This window comes from Coprococcus sp. BIOML-A2, from assembly GCF_009875795.1.
Taxonomy (GTDB): Bacteria; Bacillota; Clostridia; order Lachnospirales; family Lachnospiraceae; genus Coprococcus; species Coprococcus aceti.
Window position 1 is genome coordinate 45,868 of the sequence record NZ_WWSI01000002.1, and the last position, 16,570, is coordinate 62,437.

Annotated in this window: 16 protein-coding genes and 1 riboswitch; all 16 genes read left to right on the forward strand. The window is 44.6% G+C overall.

From position 1 onward, the window contains the following. Positions 1–28: 28 nt before the first annotated feature. Positions 29–201: riboswitch (Lysine riboswitch) on the forward strand. A gap of 87 nt (positions 202–288) precedes the next feature. The 16 genes from dapA to GT575_RS04290 all read left to right on the forward strand — a co-directional run bounded on the left by dapA (position 289) and on the right by GT575_RS04290 (position 16,566). Beyond that, positions 289–1,173, forward strand: coding sequence for a 4-hydroxy-tetrahydrodipicolinate synthase (dapA, locus tag GT575_RS04215; RefSeq protein ID WP_022216598.1), 885 nt, complete (start codon positions 289–291; stop codon positions 1,171–1,173). Between the two features lie 212 nt (positions 1,174–1,385). Further along, positions 1,386–2,141: a 4-hydroxy-tetrahydrodipicolinate reductase gene (gene dapB / locus GT575_RS04220; RefSeq protein ID WP_161171554.1), complete on the forward strand. Its 756-nt coding sequence runs from the start codon at positions 1,386–1,388 to the stop codon at positions 2,139–2,141. Between the two features lie 8 nt (positions 2,142–2,149). After that, on the forward strand, positions 2,150–2,515 hold the full coding sequence (locus GT575_RS04225; protein WP_015533275.1) for a DUF6145 family protein: 366 nt from the start codon (positions 2,150–2,152) through the stop codon (positions 2,513–2,515). A 37-nt stretch (positions 2,516–2,552) separates the two neighbouring features. Beyond that, positions 2,553–3,320 (forward strand): type III pantothenate kinase, encoded by a 768-nt coding sequence (locus tag GT575_RS04230; RefSeq protein ID WP_022216596.1) that lies wholly within the window; start codon positions 2,553–2,555, stop codon positions 3,318–3,320. Positions 3,321–3,368: 48 nt separating this feature from the next. Further along, on the forward strand, positions 3,369–4,337 hold the full coding sequence (gene dusB / locus GT575_RS04235) for a tRNA dihydrouridine synthase DusB (protein ID WP_117875401.1): 969 nt from the start codon (positions 3,369–3,371) through the stop codon (positions 4,335–4,337). A 310-nt stretch (positions 4,338–4,647) separates the two neighbouring features. Beyond that, positions 4,648–5,505 carry a 3D domain-containing protein gene (locus GT575_RS04240; protein WP_015533272.1) on the forward strand — a complete coding sequence of 286 codons (858 nt, stop codon included), beginning with the start codon at positions 4,648–4,650 and terminating at the stop codon, positions 5,503–5,505. Between the two features lie 225 nt (positions 5,506–5,730). Beyond that, complete coding sequence (thrC, locus tag GT575_RS04245) at positions 5,731–7,218, forward strand: threonine synthase (protein ID WP_022216593.1); 1,488 nt, start codon at positions 5,731–5,733, stop codon at positions 7,216–7,218. 201 nt (positions 7,219–7,419) lie between these two features. Beyond that, the gene (queD, locus tag GT575_RS04250; protein ID WP_192934998.1) at positions 7,420–7,839 is read left to right on the forward strand and encodes a 6-carboxytetrahydropterin synthase QueD; all 420 of its coding nucleotides are present in this window, start codon (positions 7,420–7,422) and stop codon (positions 7,837–7,839) included. Between the two features lie 62 nt (positions 7,840–7,901). Then, a complete protein-coding gene (gene queE / locus GT575_RS04255) occupies positions 7,902–8,606 on the forward strand; it encodes a putative 7-carboxy-7-deazaguanine synthase QueE (RefSeq protein ID WP_022216591.1) in 705 nt (234 codons plus the stop codon). A gap of 1 nt (position 8,607) precedes the next feature. Continuing rightward, positions 8,608–9,201, forward strand: coding sequence for a GTP cyclohydrolase I FolE (folE, locus tag GT575_RS04260; RefSeq protein WP_117548574.1), 594 nt, complete (start codon positions 8,608–8,610; stop codon positions 9,199–9,201). A gap of 99 nt (positions 9,202–9,300) precedes the next feature. Continuing rightward, positions 9,301–9,978 (forward strand): 7-cyano-7-deazaguanine synthase QueC, encoded by a 678-nt coding sequence (gene queC / locus GT575_RS04265; protein WP_055143853.1) that lies wholly within the window; start codon positions 9,301–9,303, stop codon positions 9,976–9,978. Positions 9,979–10,017: 39 nt separating this feature from the next. Beyond that, positions 10,018–10,932 (forward strand): diacylglycerol/lipid kinase family protein, encoded by a 915-nt coding sequence (locus GT575_RS04270; RefSeq protein ID WP_022216588.1) that lies wholly within the window; start codon positions 10,018–10,020, stop codon positions 10,930–10,932. Positions 10,933–10,951: 19 nt separating this feature from the next. Beyond that, a complete protein-coding gene (gene glmM, locus GT575_RS04275; RefSeq protein ID WP_055223692.1) occupies positions 10,952–12,307 on the forward strand; it encodes a phosphoglucosamine mutase in 1,356 nt (451 codons plus the stop codon). A gap of 389 nt (positions 12,308–12,696) precedes the next feature. Further along, complete coding sequence (gene purF, locus GT575_RS04280; RefSeq protein WP_055143859.1) at positions 12,697–14,181, forward strand: amidophosphoribosyltransferase; 1,485 nt, start codon at positions 12,697–12,699, stop codon at positions 14,179–14,181. 399 nt (positions 14,182–14,580) lie between these two features. Continuing rightward, a complete protein-coding gene (purB, locus tag GT575_RS04285) occupies positions 14,581–16,035 on the forward strand; it encodes an adenylosuccinate lyase (RefSeq protein WP_055279814.1) in 1,455 nt (484 codons plus the stop codon). Positions 16,036–16,305: 270 nt separating this feature from the next. Beyond that, positions 16,306–16,566 carry a DUF4160 domain-containing protein gene (locus GT575_RS04290; RefSeq protein ID WP_015533263.1) on the forward strand — a complete coding sequence of 87 codons (261 nt, stop codon included), beginning with the start codon at positions 16,306–16,308 and terminating at the stop codon, positions 16,564–16,566. Positions 16,567–16,570 lie beyond the last annotated feature (4 nt).

Consider the following 16,570-nt stretch of genomic DNA (forward strand, 5'->3'; position numbering starts at 1 on the left):
GTAGCACTATCTAAGATTAAACTGAATACAATATAGTAGAGGCGCGGGATTAATGATTAAGCAGGCTGATGCATGTGGATGCAGAAGATGCCTGACGAAAGGGAAGACCGCCGAAGTGATGGATATTCCACAGGATCTGTTGCTGGTTGTGCAGTTAAGAACTGTATGACTGTCATCTGAGGATGGAGAGCTACTTGTAAGAATGAGATGTTTTTATGGGTTGGCTTTTTGCCAGCCCATTTTTATGCTATATTGTATCGACTATTTATTTTTAAGGAGGACGACAATATGTCAATTTTTACCGGTTCAGCAGTTGCACTTGTAACACCATTTCTTGAAAATGGAGATGTGGATTATGATAAGCTCAAGGAGCTCGTGGAGTTTCATATAGCACACAAGACGGATGCCATAGTTATCTGCGGAACAACAGGCGAGGCTTCAACACTGTCACACGAGGAGCATCTTGAGTGCGTGAAGAAGTGTGTAGAATTCGCTGATCACAGAATAAAGGTAATAGCAGGAACAGGTTCAAACTGTACTGCAACAGCAATATATCTCTCAACAGAGGCAGAGAGCTACGGAGTGGACGGTCTGCTCGTGGTTACACCATACTACAACAAGGCTACACAGAAGGGCCTCATCGCACACTTCACAGCCGTTGCAAATTCAGTAAATGTGCCTATAATCCTTTACAATGTGCCATCACGTACAGGCTGCAATATCCAGCCGGAGACAGCAGTATATCTTGCACAGAACGTTGAGAACATTGTCGGTATCAAGGAAGCTTCAGGCAATATAAGCCAGGTCGTAAAGCTTGCAAGTCTTTCAAAGGGATGCATAGATATCTACTCAGGAAATGACGATCAGGTTGTACCTCTTCTCTCACTTGGCGGAAAGGGTGTTATCTCAGTAACAGCCAATATAATCCCTGAGGACGTACACGATATGGTTCAGAAATATCTTGACGGAGATGTTCAGGGAAGCCTTGATCTCCAGCTCAAGGCCATCGACCTCTGCAACGCACTGTTCTGCGAGGTCAATCCAATACCTGTCAAGAAGGCTGTAGAGCTTCTTGGTATGTGTGATGGAACAATGAGAATGCCGCTCACTGAGATGGAGCCACAGAACGTGGAGAAGCTCAAGAAGGCAATGGAAGAGTACGGAGTTCTCTAGGACTGTAATTATCATAGAAACAATACAGATGTCTGCGGTCTCAACTGGCTGCAGACATTTTTATTTGCCGAGGTGGATATAAACGTTGCACAATGGAGAGCAAATGTGTAAAATGGAGTACATGTTGAAATATATGCGCATGTCAGCGTGCATAGACCACACAAAAGACGACAACAAATGACAAAGCTTATATATATGGAGGATAGACAGACATGGTAAAGATCATAATGCATGGTTGCAATGGAAAGATGGGACAGGTAATAACAGGTATCGTTGCAAGCGATCCTGATGCCGAGATCGTAGCGGGAATAGATGTTGTGGACAACAGGGATAACGGATATCCGGTATTTACAGATATAGATGCCTGCGATGTCGAGGCTGATGTCATCATAGATTTTGCAGCGGCTGTAGCTGTTGACAAGCTCCTCGATTACGGTGTGAGGACACAGACTCCTATAGTTCTCTGCACAACAGGTCTCTCAGATGAGCAGCTTGCAAAGGTAAAGGAGTGCAGTGCAAAGGTTGCCATACTCAAGTCAGCGAACATGTCACTGGGAATCAATACACTCATGAAGCTTCTGAAGGATGCTGCGAAGGTATTCTCACCAGCCGGATATGATATAGAGATAGTTGAGAAGCATCACAACCAGAAGGTGGATGCTCCATCCGGAACAGCTCTTGCTCTTGCTGATTCAATCAATGAGGCATGCAATGAGCAGTATGAGTATGTGTACGACAGAAGCAAGGTGAGAAAGAAGAGAGATAAGAAGGAGCTCGGAATCTCTGCTGTCAGAGGCGGCACTATAGTTGGAGAGCATGAGGTGATATTTGCAGGTATTGATGAGGTTATAGAGTTTAAGCACACTGCATATTCCAAGTCAGTATTTGCAAAGGGTGCTGTTGAGGCAGGAAAGTTCCTCAAGGGCAAGCCTGCAGGAATGTACGATATGGCGGACGTTATAGGATAGGAGCGGTTATGGAGATTTCAACCAGGACAGAGGATGGCGAGCTTGTTCTGTGCGCCAGCTCGATATATAATCAGAAGTTTTATCTGAACAAGGAATTTTCAAAGCTTCCTGATGAGATAAAGGACGAGCTTCACGCCATGTGTGGAGCGTTTACACAGGAGGTCGGAGGAATATTTATGTTGGTGTTTGACGACGCCGGCAATCTGAAGATACAGACGAGGGCACTTGAGGATGACCTGTTATTTGACGACATAGGATGCGGACTCAAGGTCAAGAAGCTGCAGAATGAAAAGAAGGAGCTGTTCCAGAGTCTGGAGCTGTTCTATAAGATATTTATACAGGGTGTTGACATTAACAGTCTTGTAAATGAATGATATAAAATAATTGGAAGATCAGGAAGGAAAAAGGGGCATGTTATTTGCTATTGATGCTGGAAATACAAATATTACGATAGGACTGTTTGACGGAGAACGCCTGGAGAAGACCTTCAGGATGACCACCGGGATATCGAGAACATCGGATGAGTACGGAGTATTTCTGTGCGACTGGCTCAGAATGAGACAGTTGTCAACTGATGTTATAGATGAAGTTATAATCGCTTCGGTTGTTCCGAAGATCATGCATTCCCTGGTGAATGGCATAAAGAAGTATTTTGGAATAACACCACTCATAGTTGAGCCGGGAATAAAGACGGGGATCAATATAGCGCTGCCAAACCCGAAGCAGCTTGGAGCTGACAGAATAGTTGACGCAGTTGCGGCTTATCACATGTATGGCGGACCGGTTCTCACGGTGGACTTTGGAACTGCCACAACGTACGACCTCATCAATGCCGATGGCGTGTTTGAGGCTGAGGTCACATCGCCGGGTATAAGGCTTATTGCAAATGCTCTGTGGACGGGAACAGCCAAGCTTCCTGAGATAGAGATAAAGGTGCCTGAGACGATACTGTGCAAGGACACGATATCCAGTATGCAGGCCGGTGTGTGCATGGGCTATATTGGCCAGACAGAGTATATAGTGAAGAGAATGCGCAAGGAGTCAGGATACGACAATTTGAAGGTCGTGGCTACCGGCGGACTTGGAAAGATGATATATGAGAACACGGACTGCATAGATGTGTATGATCCGGATCTCACACTTCACGGACTCAGACTTATCATGGACAAGCAGAAATAAGTCGGATTTTGCAAATTATATATTATTATAGAAGCAATGGAGAAATTTATGGATTTCAGAGATAAATTGATCCTGGCGCCGATGGCTGGTGTATGTGACCAGCCATTTCGTCTTTTATGCAAGGAACAGGGCTGTGATATCCTGTACAGCGAGATGGTGAGTGCCAAGGCAATATATTACAAAAATAAGAACACGAAGCCGCTTCTGGCTATGGATGAGCGGGAGAAGCCATTTGGGCTGCAGCTCTTTGGCTCTGATCCTGAGATCATGGCGGAGATGGCAAAGAGGATAGAGAGCAACGGTTATTCGTTCATAGATGTAAATATGGGCTGCCCTGTGCCGAAGGTGGTCAACAATGGAGAGGGATCTGCGCTGATGAAGGATCCGGTTCTCGTTGGAAGGATAGTCGAGGCCATGGCAAAAGCTATAAGCATACCGCTGACCATCAAGATAAGAAGCGGATTTGATTCAGAGCATATAAATGCGCCTGAGATAGCACATATAGCCCAGGAGAGCGGGGCTGCCGCTGTGGCGGTGCACGGAAGGACAAGGCAGCAGTATTATCAGGGACATGCGGACTGGAGCGTCATAGCCAGGGTGAAGGAGGCGTGCAGCATCCCGATCATTGGCAATGGCGATATAAACACTCCTCAGGACATCATAGACATGAGGGCGCAGACGAACTGTGACGGCTTTATGATAGGAAGAGGTGCGAGGGGCAACCCGTGGATATTCCACGATATGAAATACTACTACGAGCATGGCGAGCTGCCGGACAAGCCTGACATATATGAAGTGAAGGATATGATGCTGAGACATGCGAGACTCATGGTTGAGTTCAAGGGTGAGTACACAGGTATCCATGAGATGAGAAAGCACGTGGCATGGTACTCAGTCGGAATGTATGATTCGGCAAAGCTCAGGAGCAATGTGAACCAGGTTGAGACTTACGAGGAGCTTGAGGAACTGCTCTGTAGATGGGCTGACAGCGCACCTGAAAAAGTCATTGTGAGTTAACATAAAAACAAAAAAATGTAACAGAAAACAAAGAATTTATTAAAAACTCTAAAGTAAAAATATACAAGATGCTGATTTGTTTCAAAAATGTTACGGTACTAAAATGTGAAACATGCACAAAAATAGCATTTTAAAATGTTGCATGTTTACATTAACGGAATTAAAGATTTTATGCGGATTGTGCATGATTTACAAAAATAGCCACTTTGCTTGACCTTTCTTTTGACAGAGATTATAATAGCGTCATGAGTTAAATTTTAACGGTTTTGTAACAATTCTGAAACCGTAAAGAAATTAAGGAGAAAAGGTTATGCAAAAGTTTTCAGATTCATCACGTATGAAATCACAGAAACTAATGAAGACATCACTGAAAAGAAACGTAAAGAAGATTAGCATAGGAGCAGTACTCCTGGCAGTTGGATTTTCATCATACGCAGTTATCGCATCAGATGACAGCATGGTTTCATCCAAGGGCAAGGGAGTGTCGATCGCAGCAGCAGGTAATACATTATACGCAGACAACACAGCAGACTATGGAGAGGCAACATCATCAGTTGCACTGGCAGATGGTACTCTGTCAGATGTCAACAAGACTGGTTCAGTAGCCCTCTCAAGCAAGAAGACAGCTAAGAAGACTTCAGCCATAAGCGGTGGAGTTCAGGAGAGCACAACAGAGGCTCGTGCAACAGAGGCTGCACAGCAGGCAGCAGACACAACAAAGTCAGAGCCTACCACACAGATGAAGGTTAAGGATAAGGATAAGTCAGCAGCAGGACTTCCTGACGATCAGATATCAGTTGATCCATCAACAGAGAAGTCAACAGACGGACTTCCTGATGACAAGGTTATGTGGGTGAATGGTGAGACATCAGGTACATATCTCGGAACATTCTGGATTACGGCATATTGTCCATGCCCAATCTGCTGTGGAGAGTACAGCAACATGGATAACCCGACAACAGCTTCAGGTGCTCCTGCGGTTGAGGGTGTTACATGTGCAGCACCAAGCAACTTTGCATTTGGTACAGAGCTCATCGTGGATGGTCACACATACACAGTACAGGACAGAGGTGGAGCGATCAACGGTAATCACCTTGACATCTACTTCTCAAATCATCAGGCAGCTCTCAACTTCGCAACAGGCTACTATGATGTATATGTAAAGTAATAAAAATCAGAAATTATATACAGATATATTAAAGACCCGCCGTAAGGCGGGTTTTTAAATGCAGTGATATAAGTATTGGGAAAGTCGCACGAATGAGGAGGGCTATAGCTTGTTTTTTATAAAATGCTGTGTTATAATGCACACGATTATTTGTAAGAATACAGGTGATTCCTGAGTTTAGTACATAACGAAATGTTTAAATATATTTATTAAGGAGATTGGCAAATGGAACTTATCTACAGAAGCACAAGAAATGCAAATGAGACAGCAACAGCATCACAGGCTATACTTAAGGGACTTGCTAATGAGGGGGGCCTTTTTGTACCAGATTCTATACCAGCACTTGATGTGTCTCTGGAAGACCTTGCAAAGATGAACTATCAGCAGGTTGCATACGAGGTTATGAAGCTTATGTTCACAGACTTCACAGAGGCTGAGCTTAAGCATTGTATAGATTCAGCATATGATTCAAAGTTTGATACACCGGTTATAGCACCACTTGTGAATAAGGCAGGAGCATATTATCTTGAGCTTTTCCATGGATCAACAATAGCATTCAAGGATATGGCACTTTCAATCCTTCCATATCTTCTCACAACATCAGCAAAGAAGAATGGCGTAAAGAATGAGATTGTCATCCTCACAGCAACATCAGGTGATACAGGTAAGGCTGCCCTTGCAGGATTTGCAGATGTTCCTGGAACAAAGATAATCGTGTTCTATCCAAAGCACGGTGTAAGCCCTATTCAGGAGAAGCAGATGGTTACCCAGAAGGGAGATAATACATTTGTTGTAGGTATCACAGGAAACTTCGATGACGCTCAGACTGGCGTAAAGAAGATGTTCTCAGATGCAGAGCTTGCAAAGTACATGGATGAGAAGGGATATCAGTTTTCATCAGCAAACTCAATCAACATCGGACGTCTTGTCCCTCAGATGGTATACTATGTATACGCTTACACAAGACTTGTTGCAGACGGAACCATCAAGGCAGGCGACAAGATCAACGTGGACGTTCCAACAGGTAACTTTGGTAATATCCTTGCAGCATACTATGCCAAGGAGATGGGACTTCCAATCGCAAAGTTCATCTGTGCATCAAATGACAACAAGGTTCTGTTTGATTTCTTCCAGACAGGAACATACGATAGAAACAGAGAGTTCATACTCACAACATCACCATCGATGGATATCCTCATTTCAAGCAACCTTGAGAGATTGATATACAAGATTGCCGGCAATGATGCTGAGAAGAACTCAGAGCTTATGAAAGAACTCACAACAGATGGAGTGTACACCATCACAGACGATATGAAGGCAAAGCTTGCTGAGTTCTATGGTGGATATGCAACAGAGGCAGAGACAGCAGCTACCATCAAAAAGGTATATGAGTCAGATGATTATATCATCGATACACATACAGCAGTTGCGGCTACAGTATATGAAAAGTATGTGGCAGAGACAGGAGATAAGACACCTACAGTCATCGCGTCAACAGCAAGCCCATACAAGTTCACAAGAAGCGTTATGAACGCTATAGACGCTGAGTATGATTCCAAGACAGACTTTGAGCTTGTCGACGAGCTTGAGAAGCTCTCAGGTGTAAAGGTACCTCAGGCTATAGAAGATATCAGATCAGCAAAGGTTCTCCACGACACAGTATGTGACAAGGAGGATATGCTTGCAGAGGTTAAGGGATTCCTTAATATCTAAAGCATAGTAAGAGACATAAGCTGGTATATCTGATAGGAAATAGGCAGATATAATATACGAATAAAGCATAAATACAATATTATAGATTGACAGTTCATTAGTACCATCCTGTCACTAAACAAAACTAGGACAGAAGAAGATCAGAATGTCCTATTCTGGTCTTTTTTTGTGGTGAACAGTTGGATGCTTATAGGAGGAGTTATGTATAAGTTAAAGACAAAGGCAAGTTTTGACAGCGCCCATTTTTTGAAAGATTATGATGGCAAATGCAGCAATATCCACGGACACAGATGGACGGTGGAGATCAAGGTCGGTGCGGAGACTCTTGAGAGCGATACACAGAACAGAGGAATGGTGGTTGATTTCTCCAATCTGAAGAAGGATCTGAAGGAGATTGCGGATTACTTTGACCACAGCCTTATCATGGAAACGGGAAGCCTGAAGCAGGCGACGGAGGATGCGCTGCTGGCGGAAAATCTGAGAATCGTGAAGGTTGATTTCAGACCTACTGCTGAGAACTTCGCAAAGTATATATACGATGAGATGGCAGGCCGGGGTTACAAGGTCATAGAGGCAAGTGTGTATGAGACACCGAACAACGTGGCTTCTTATTGTGAGTAAATATATATGATAGGATTCCGGTGAGAAGCTGGCAGGTCTAAAAATCTGGAAGATGTGAGAGAATGGAGAATATACACCGGAAGAAAGGAAATACAGTCGTGAGCACATACAGAGTAGTAGAGAGATTTATAAGTATCAACGGTGAGGCTGCAAGAGCCGGAGAACTTGCCGTGTTCATAAGATTTGCGGGATGCAATCTTGATTGCGGTTACTGCGATACCAAGTGGGCAAATGAGGCAGGTGTTCCTTATGAGGAACTCACCGAGGATGAGATCATCGATTATGTCAGAAGAACAAAGGTGAAGAATGTAACCCTGACAGGTGGGGAACCGCTGATACAGAAGGACATAGATAAGTTGCTCCTTGCATTTGAGCTGGAGGATGATGTAAGGGTCGAGATCGAGACAAATGGAAGTGTGGATATCGCAGAGTTCAAGGCTCTTGGGGGAAATGTATCGTACACGCTGGATTACAAATGTCCATCCAGCGGCATGGAGAATGACATGTGCCTTGCAAATTATAACTATATAGACAAGAATGATTCGGTGAAATTTGTGGTCGGTTCACAGGAGGATCTGGAAAAATGTTTTGAGATAGTTAGGGAGTATGCGCTGGATGAGAAGACGAGAGTATTCATCAGTCCTGTGTATGGCAGCATAGATCCTGCGGATATAGTGGATTTTATGATCGAGAACGATATGAATGATGTGAAGCTTCAGTTACAGCTTCACAAGTTCATTTGGGATCCGGAAGAAAGAGGTGTATAAGATGGCGATAGATAAAGAGGCTATAAAGGAACACGTAAGAGGGATATTGATTGCCCTTGGAGATGATCCTGACAGGGAGGGACTTGTAGAGACTCCTGACAGGGTTGCGCGTATGTACGAGGAAGTATTTGAGGGAATGAACTACACCAATGACGAGCTGGCCGAGATGTTCGGCAAGACATTTGCTGAGGATGGAGTGGCAAGGCAGGCCGGTGACATGGTGTTTGTCAAGGATATAGAGGTGTTCAGCTACTGTGAGCATCACATGGCGCTTATGTACGACATGAAGGTGTCAGTCGCATACATTCCAAATGGAAGAGTGCTCGGACTTTCTAAGATAGCGAGGATTGCGGATATGGTGGCGAAGAGACTTCAGCTCCAGGAGAGGATAGGCTCGGACATAGCCTACGTCATATCCAAGGCTGCTGGAACTGAGGACGTGGCGGTCATGATAGAGGCACATCACAGCTGCATGACGGCAAGGGGCATCAAGAAACCGGGAAGCAAGACCATGACGACCACTCTCAGGGGAAGATTTGAGAGCGACACAGCTCTGCAGAACAAGATGCTGATGATGTACAATGCGGGAAGATAGTTATCGGTACACTGAATTGATAATGGTGAATTTATTTATCCGTGAGCGTTATAATGCGGTTCGGAATATCATATTTGATTATATATGGAGGATGAGATCATGCAGAATTTAAAGAATAAGGATGAGGCAGTTGTAGTATTCAGCGGCGGACAGGACAGCACAACGTGTCTGTTGTGGGCACTCAAGAAGTATAAGAAGGTGTACGCCGTATCATTTGACTATGGACAGAGACATGCGTTAGAGCTTGAGTGTGCTAAGGAGATCGCGGACAAATTCGGAGTGGAGCATCACATACTCGACATGAGCCTGTTGAACCAGCTCGCGCCAAATTCACTGACAAGAACAGATATGAAGGTTGACGAAAATGCACCTGAGGAGGGCACGCCGAATTCATTTGTCGATGGAAGAAACATGGTATTTCTTACATTTGTAGCAATATTTGCCAAACAGAGGGGAATATCTGATATAATAACAGGAGTGTCCCAGAGCGACTTCTCAGGATACCCGGACTGCAGGGATATATTTATCAAATCGTTAAATACAACACTTAACCTTGCAATGGACTACGAGTTTGATATAATAACACCATTGATGTGGATCGATAAGATGGAGACATGGAAGATGGCTGATGAGCTGGGCGGACTGGATGTTATCAGAGATATGACACTCACATGTTACAATGGCATCAAGGGCGAGGGCTGCGGACATTGTCCATCATGCAAGCTCCGCAAGAAGGGGTATGATCTGTACATGAAGTACAAGGAGGATCACAAGTAAATAAGCAGTATCAAAGGGAAAGGTTGTGTTATTGAAAGTATGAAGAATATGCTGTTCATCATGAATCCCAAAGCGGGTAGGACTACTCTGAAGAATTCTTTGGTGGATGTGCTGGAAGTGTTCTGCAATAACGATTACGCGGTCAGGACATATCTTACGAAATCGGCAGATGACGCAGAGAGAATTGTTCAGGAGGAAGGCGCAAACTACGATGTGATCGTATGTGCGGGGGGCGATGGAACCCTGGGCAACACAGTTACAGGATATATGAAGAGCGGGATAAGGGTTCCACTTGGATATATTCCGTGTGGCTCCACCAATGACTTTGCAAGGAGCATGGACATACCGAGAGAGACGGTTGAGGCGGCTGAGATGATAGTGAAGGCAGAGCCGTTCTCCATAGATATAGGAAGTCTGAACGACAAGAACTTTGTTTATGTCGCAGCTTTTGGAATGTTCTCAGATACATCATATGCAACGCCGCAGAATATGAAGAATATATTTGGGCATGCGGCATATGTATTGCAGGGGATAAAAAGCCTGGCAAATGTACCATCTTACAAGATGAAGGTTACAATAGACGGGGACGAGCAGGAAGGCGAGTTTATATTCGGTATGGTGTCCAACTCGGTATCCGTTGGAGGGTTTAAGAGTATAACCCGAAAAGGAGTTGAGTTCGATGACGGACTTTTTGAGGGAGTACTGATAAGGACAATGAAGACACCGGCTGATCTGGAGAGAGTGGTCAGGGCACTCCTTACAGGTGATGTGAATGAGAGGAGCATGGTTTCATTCAGGGCTCACAGGGTCAAGTTTGATGCAGAGGATCCGGTTGCATGGACATGTGATGGTGAGTTCGGCGGAGAATATAAGGAGACCAAGATACACATCCACAGGAGAGCGATAGATCTTCTGGTCGTTCAGGAAAGCGAGCAGGATGAGGTTATAGAATAATAGAATCGAGGATTTTACAATGGGTAAATATTTTGGAACAGATGGATTCAGAGGCGAGGCAAATGTAGACCTTACAGTGGAGCATGCCTATAAGGTTGGAAGATACCTTGGCTACTACTATGGCAAGCAGCATGAGGATGGGAAGGCACATGTCGTCATCGGAAAGGATACGAGACTTTCAAGCTACATGTTCGAGTATTCTCTGGTTGCGGGACTTACAGCCAGCGGAGCTGATGTATACCTGATGCATGTAACACCTACACCTAGTGTGTCTTATATAGTCCGCACAGGTGATTTTGACTGCGGTATCATGATCTCAGCCAGCCATAACCCATACTATGACAATGGAATCAAAGTAATCAATGGTCAGGGCTACAAGCTTGAGGCTGCCATCGAGAATGAGATCGAGCAGTATATAGATGGTGAGCTTGGCGAGATACCATTTGCAAAGAAGGACAGCATCGGTAAGACCACCGACTACACAATGGGAAGAAACAGATATATAGGTTATCTGCTCACGATCCCTACCAGACCTTTCAAGGGAATGAGAATTGGTCTTGACTGTGCAAATGGTGCGTCATATCTGGTTGCAAAGTCGGTGTATGACGCTCTCGGAGCAAAGACATATGTCATCAACAATGAGCCAAATGGAACAAACATCAACACAGACTGTGGTTCAACACACATTGAAAAGCTTCAGGCATTTGTCAAGGAGAAGGGACTTGATGTGGGATTTGCATTTGATGGTGATGCGGACAGATGTCTTGCAGTGGACGACAAGGGTGAGATCGTGGACGGAGACAAGATCCTCTATGTCTGCGGTCGTTATCTGAAGGATAAGGGCGAGTTGAACAACAACACCATAGTCACAACTATCATGTCCAACCTTGGACTTTACAAAGCACTTGACAAGAAGGGTATCAACTATGAGAAGACGGCAGTCGGTGACAAGTACGTGTTCGAAAATATGATGGAGCACGGACATTCCATCGGCGGCGAGCAGTCAGGACATATCATCTTCTCCAAGTATGCAACAACCGGTGACGGTGTCCTCACCTCACTGATGATCATGGAGACTATACTTGGACGTAAGGTCAAGCTCTCAGAGCTGTTCCACAGCCTGACGATATATCCACAGCTCCTTGTGAATGTCAAAGTTTCAAGCAAGGATGCAGTCATGAACGATGCTGATGTGCTGAAATTGAACGATGAGATAGCAGCAGAGCTTGGAGACGACGGAAGACTTCTTCTCAGACAGAGCGGTACAGAGCCAGTCATCAGAGTTATGGTCGAGGCAGCCACAGATGAGCTGTGTGAGAAGTATGTATACAAGATGGTGGATCTCATAAAGGCAAAGGGATACGCAGTGGAGTAGAGAGTGGTATAAAAGCTCAAAAGATACAAAGTACGTAAAATTTGTATCTTTTGGGCTTTTTTCAATTCCAGGTGGAAGCCGGAAGGACTATGTGGTAACCTGCCGCGTCAGGAGAGAAGCACAGCGCGACCGGTGAGGCGAGGTTGTGACAGAGAGATGTGGATTTTCTCAAGTTTAAATAGATAAATACTTGCGAAACATACTGCTGTTGGTGAAAATGCATGAAAAAAGGGGGGTATAATCCTAAAAATGATAGAATTTATCTGTTGACATGTTGTGGTAAAACAGATAAAGTTTTATGTGGTGAAAGATATGACTGTTACCAGACATACGATGAGAATTATGTGGCCGTGACAGTTACAATAATATAACATGAGAGGCATATATTTATGAACGAATGTTTAAGATCCCATTATTATGACGAGGACGAGATGCACGAGATGCACGAGGAGTGCGGAGTCTTCGGTATCTATGATTTCGATGGAAATGATGTGGCGAACACGATCTATTATGGTCTGTTTGCATTGCAGCACCGTGGGCAGGAGAGCTGCGGTATAGCGGTGTCAGACACTGCTGGTCCTAAGGGCAAGGTCAGCTCCTTAAAGGGCATGGGTCTTGTGAATGAGGTGTACACACCTGATTCACTGAGCAAGCTAAAGGGAAATATCGGCGTGGGTCATGTGAGATATTCAACAGCCGGTGCCAGCACTATAGAGAATGCACAGCCACTGGTTCTCAATTATGTAAAGGGAACTCTGGGACTTGCACACAACGGCAATCTGGTAAATGCTCCTGAGCTTAGACGTGAGCTGGAACTCACAGGCGCTATATTCCAGACTACAATTGATTCTGAGGTAATAGCTTACCATATAGCCAGGGAGAGAGTTAAGTGCGGTTCCGTTGAGGAGGCTGTCACTAGAGCTCTCAAGAAAGTAAGGGGATCATATTCACTTGTCATCATGAGTCCTAGAAAGCTTATTGGAGCCAGAGATCCATTTGGTTTCAGACCGCTTTGTATAGGAAAGCGTGATAACGCATACATACTGGCATCTGAGAGCTGTGCGCTCGATACAATAGGTGCCGAATTTGTCAGGGATGTGGAGCCTGGAGAGGTTGTAACCATATCACCTGAGTATGGAATCCAGTCGTACAAGAACATGTGCCAGGAGCAGCATGCAAGATGTATATTTGAGTATATATACTTTGCGAGACTTGATTCAGTCATAGATGGAATGTCTGTGTACGATTCGCGTATCACAGCCGGAAGATGCCTTGCAAAGGACAGCCCGGTTGACGCTGATGTGGTAGTTGGCGTTCCTGAATCGGGAAATGCAGCGGCCATGGGCTATTCACTTGAATCGGGTATTCCATATGGAACGGCATTTGTCAAGAATGGATATGTGGGAAGAACATTCATAAAGCCACAGCAGAGCCAGAGAGAGTCCAGCGTGCGTGTTAAGCTGAACGTCCTTAAGGAGGCTGTAAATGGCAAGCGTGTCATAATGATAGATGACTCTATAGTTCGTGGAACTACGAGTGACAGAATAGTTGGCATGCTCAGGGAGGCAGGAGCGACAGAGGTCCATGTAAGGATCAGTTCACCTCCATTCCTGTATCCATGCTACTTTGGAACTGACATTCCGGACAGAGAACAGCTCATAGCATACAACAGGTCTGTAGATGATATATGCAAGATCATAGGCGCCGACTCTCTGGCGTACCTGAAGATGGAGAGACTTCCGGAGCTCTCAGGCGGAAGACAGTACTGCCATGGATGCTTCAGCGGCCAATATCCTATGAAACCGCCTACAGAGGACATCAGAGGCGACCACGAAGACTTCAAGAGAGGCTCGGAGTCTCATATTATATCATGAGGAGGGGCCCGCGTAAGCGGGAGGAGTCCTGGTGATAGCGCACGAAAGTGCGCACTTGTCGCAAGACAAGATATGAGGAGGGGCCCGCATAAGCGGGAGGAGTCCTGGTGATAGCGCACGAAAGTGCGCACTTGTCGGAAGACAAGATATGAGGAGGGGCCCGCGTAAGCGGGAGGAGTCCTGGTGATAGCGCACGAAAGTGCGCACTTGTCGGAAGACAATAAAGTAAAAATTCGGAATCATATCAGCGGAAAAGCAGATATTGATTCCGAATTTCTGGTTTATGCAAAAAAAGCATGGAAATAATCTGAAACCCATGTATAATAGTTGTGTGATAAGATATAAAAGCATTTGTCAGCTGGCAGATGCGGGAGACTACAGGAAGAAAGAGGTAAAGACATGAGTAAGGACAAGTACGAAAGCCCACTGTGTGAAAGATACGCTAGTAAGGAAATGCAGTATATTTTCTCACCTGATATGAAGTTTAAGACATGGAGAAAGCTGTGGATAGCTCTTGCTGAGACAGAGAAGGAGCTTGGTCTCAAGGACGAGAACGGCAATCCAAGAATCACAGATGAGCAGATCGAGGAGCTCAAGGCTCACGCTGATGACATCAACTATGATGTTGCCAGAGAGAGAGAAAAGCTGGTTCGTCACGACGTAATGAGCCACGTATATGCATACGGTGTTCAGTGCCCTAAGGCAGCAGGAATAATCCACCTTGGAGCAACAAGCTGCTATGTAGGCGATAACACAGACGTTATCGTTATGACAGAGGCATTAAAGCTTGTCAGAAAGAAACTCATCAATGTTATAAATGAGCTGGCAAAGTTCGCAGATCAGTATAAGGATCTTCCAACTCTTGCATTTACACATTTCCAGCCTGCACAGCCAACGACAGTCGGCAAGCGTGCAACACTCTGGATGCAGGAGCTGCTCCTTGACCTCTCTGATATAGAGTACATGATCAGCCAGCAGAAGCTTCTCGGATCAAAGGGAACAACTGGAACACAGGCAAGTTTCCTTGAGCTCTTCGGAGGAGATCACGAGACAGTGAGAAAGATAGATGGAAAGATCGCTGAGAAGATGGGATTTGCTGAGTGCTATCCTGTATCAGGCCAGACATATTCAAGAAAGGTCGACTCAAGAGTTCTTAATGTGCTCTCAGGCATCGCACAGAGTGCACACAAGTTCTCAAATGATATCAGACTTCTCCAGCACTTAAAGCAGATAGAGGAGCCATTTGAGAAGAACCAGATTGGTTCATCAGCTATGGCATACAAGAGGAATCCAATGAGAAGTGAGAGAATCGCATCACTTGCCAATTATGTAATGTGCGACGCGCTCAATCCTGCTATCACAGCCGCAACACAGTGGTTTGAGAGAACACTGGATGACTCAGCAAATAAGCGTATCTCAGTTCCAGAGGCATTCCTCGCAGTTGATGGAATCCTTGATCTGTACCTGAACGTTGTTGATGGTCTTGTGGTATATGACAAGGTTATCTATCAGTGCTTCATGAAGGAGATTCCATTCATGGCAACAGAGAATATCATGATGGATGCTGTTAAGCGTGGCGGCAACCGTCAGGAGCTTCATGAGAAGATCAGAGAGTACTCAATGCTTGCTGGTGAGCAGGTCAAGAAGTACGGAAGAGAGAATGATCTCGTTGACCGTATCGCAGCAGACCCTGATTTTGGTATGACAAAGGAGGAGATCGTATCTATCCTTGAGCCAAAGAACTTCGTAGGTCGTGCTCCTGAACAGACAAGAGAGTTCCTTTCAGAGGTCATTCAGCCTATCCTCGATGAGAACAAGGATATCCTCGGTGTTACTGCGGAGATCAATGTATAAAGATCTGAATTAAAATGTATATAGAGTAAATAAGACGCTGGCGCATTTACGCTGGTGGTATGTCCGCTTAATATTGGATATATCCCAAGGTTTATGTGCTGGCGCTTTTTGTATTCAAATTTATAAGTGATTGTGCCAATATGGTTAGGAAAAAATAACTAGAGAAGACTAAATTTACTTAAGTTATCTTTTGATATAGTAATGATAGTTATTGAATAGCCTTGGAATGATATAGTATAATATTATCAATAATAATTGGAGGTTGATAGTATGCCAGAAATATCACTGTTTTATGGAATCAGAATAACTATGTATTATGATGATCATAATCCGCCACATTTTCATGCAGAATATAACGGAAATAAAGCTATAATAGATATAAATGAAGCACGGGTTATAAAAGGTGCATTGCCTTCAAGGCAGTTAAAGCTCATACTTGCATGGTGCGTAATTCATCAAGATGAGTTAATGCAGAATTGGGAATTATCGAAGGATGGTTTGCCATTAAACAGAATAAATCCATTGATTTAAAAAT

Coding starts and splice junctions, on each gene's coding strand:
- dapA (WP_022216598.1), top strand. CDS start 289: ATGTCAATTTTTACCGGTTCAGCAGTTGCACTTGTAACACCATTTCTT.
- dapB (WP_161171554.1), top strand. CDS start 1,386: ATGGTAAAGATCATAATGCATGGTTGCAATGGAAAGATGGGACAGGTA.
- GT575_RS04225 (WP_015533275.1), top strand. CDS start 2,150: ATGGAGATTTCAACCAGGACAGAGGATGGCGAGCTTGTTCTGTGCGCC.
- GT575_RS04230 (WP_022216596.1), top strand. CDS start 2,553: ATGTTATTTGCTATTGATGCTGGAAATACAAATATTACGATAGGACTG.
- dusB (WP_117875401.1), top strand. CDS start 3,369: ATGGATTTCAGAGATAAATTGATCCTGGCGCCGATGGCTGGTGTATGT.
- GT575_RS04240 (WP_015533272.1), top strand. CDS start 4,648: ATGCAAAAGTTTTCAGATTCATCACGTATGAAATCACAGAAACTAATG.
- thrC (WP_022216593.1), top strand. CDS start 5,731: ATGGAACTTATCTACAGAAGCACAAGAAATGCAAATGAGACAGCAACA.
- queD (WP_192934998.1), top strand. CDS start 7,420: ATGTATAAGTTAAAGACAAAGGCAAGTTTTGACAGCGCCCATTTTTTG.
- queE (WP_022216591.1), top strand. CDS start 7,902: ATGGAGAATATACACCGGAAGAAAGGAAATACAGTCGTGAGCACATAC.
- folE (WP_117548574.1), top strand. CDS start 8,608: ATGGCGATAGATAAAGAGGCTATAAAGGAACACGTAAGAGGGATATTG.
- queC (WP_055143853.1), top strand. CDS start 9,301: ATGCAGAATTTAAAGAATAAGGATGAGGCAGTTGTAGTATTCAGCGGC.
- GT575_RS04270 (WP_022216588.1), top strand. CDS start 10,018: ATGAAGAATATGCTGTTCATCATGAATCCCAAAGCGGGTAGGACTACT.
- glmM (WP_055223692.1), top strand. CDS start 10,952: ATGGGTAAATATTTTGGAACAGATGGATTCAGAGGCGAGGCAAATGTA.
- purF (WP_055143859.1), top strand. CDS start 12,697: ATGAACGAATGTTTAAGATCCCATTATTATGACGAGGACGAGATGCAC.
- purB (WP_055279814.1), top strand. CDS start 14,581: ATGAGTAAGGACAAGTACGAAAGCCCACTGTGTGAAAGATACGCTAGT.
- GT575_RS04290 (WP_015533263.1), top strand. CDS start 16,306: ATGCCAGAAATATCACTGTTTTATGGAATCAGAATAACTATGTATTAT.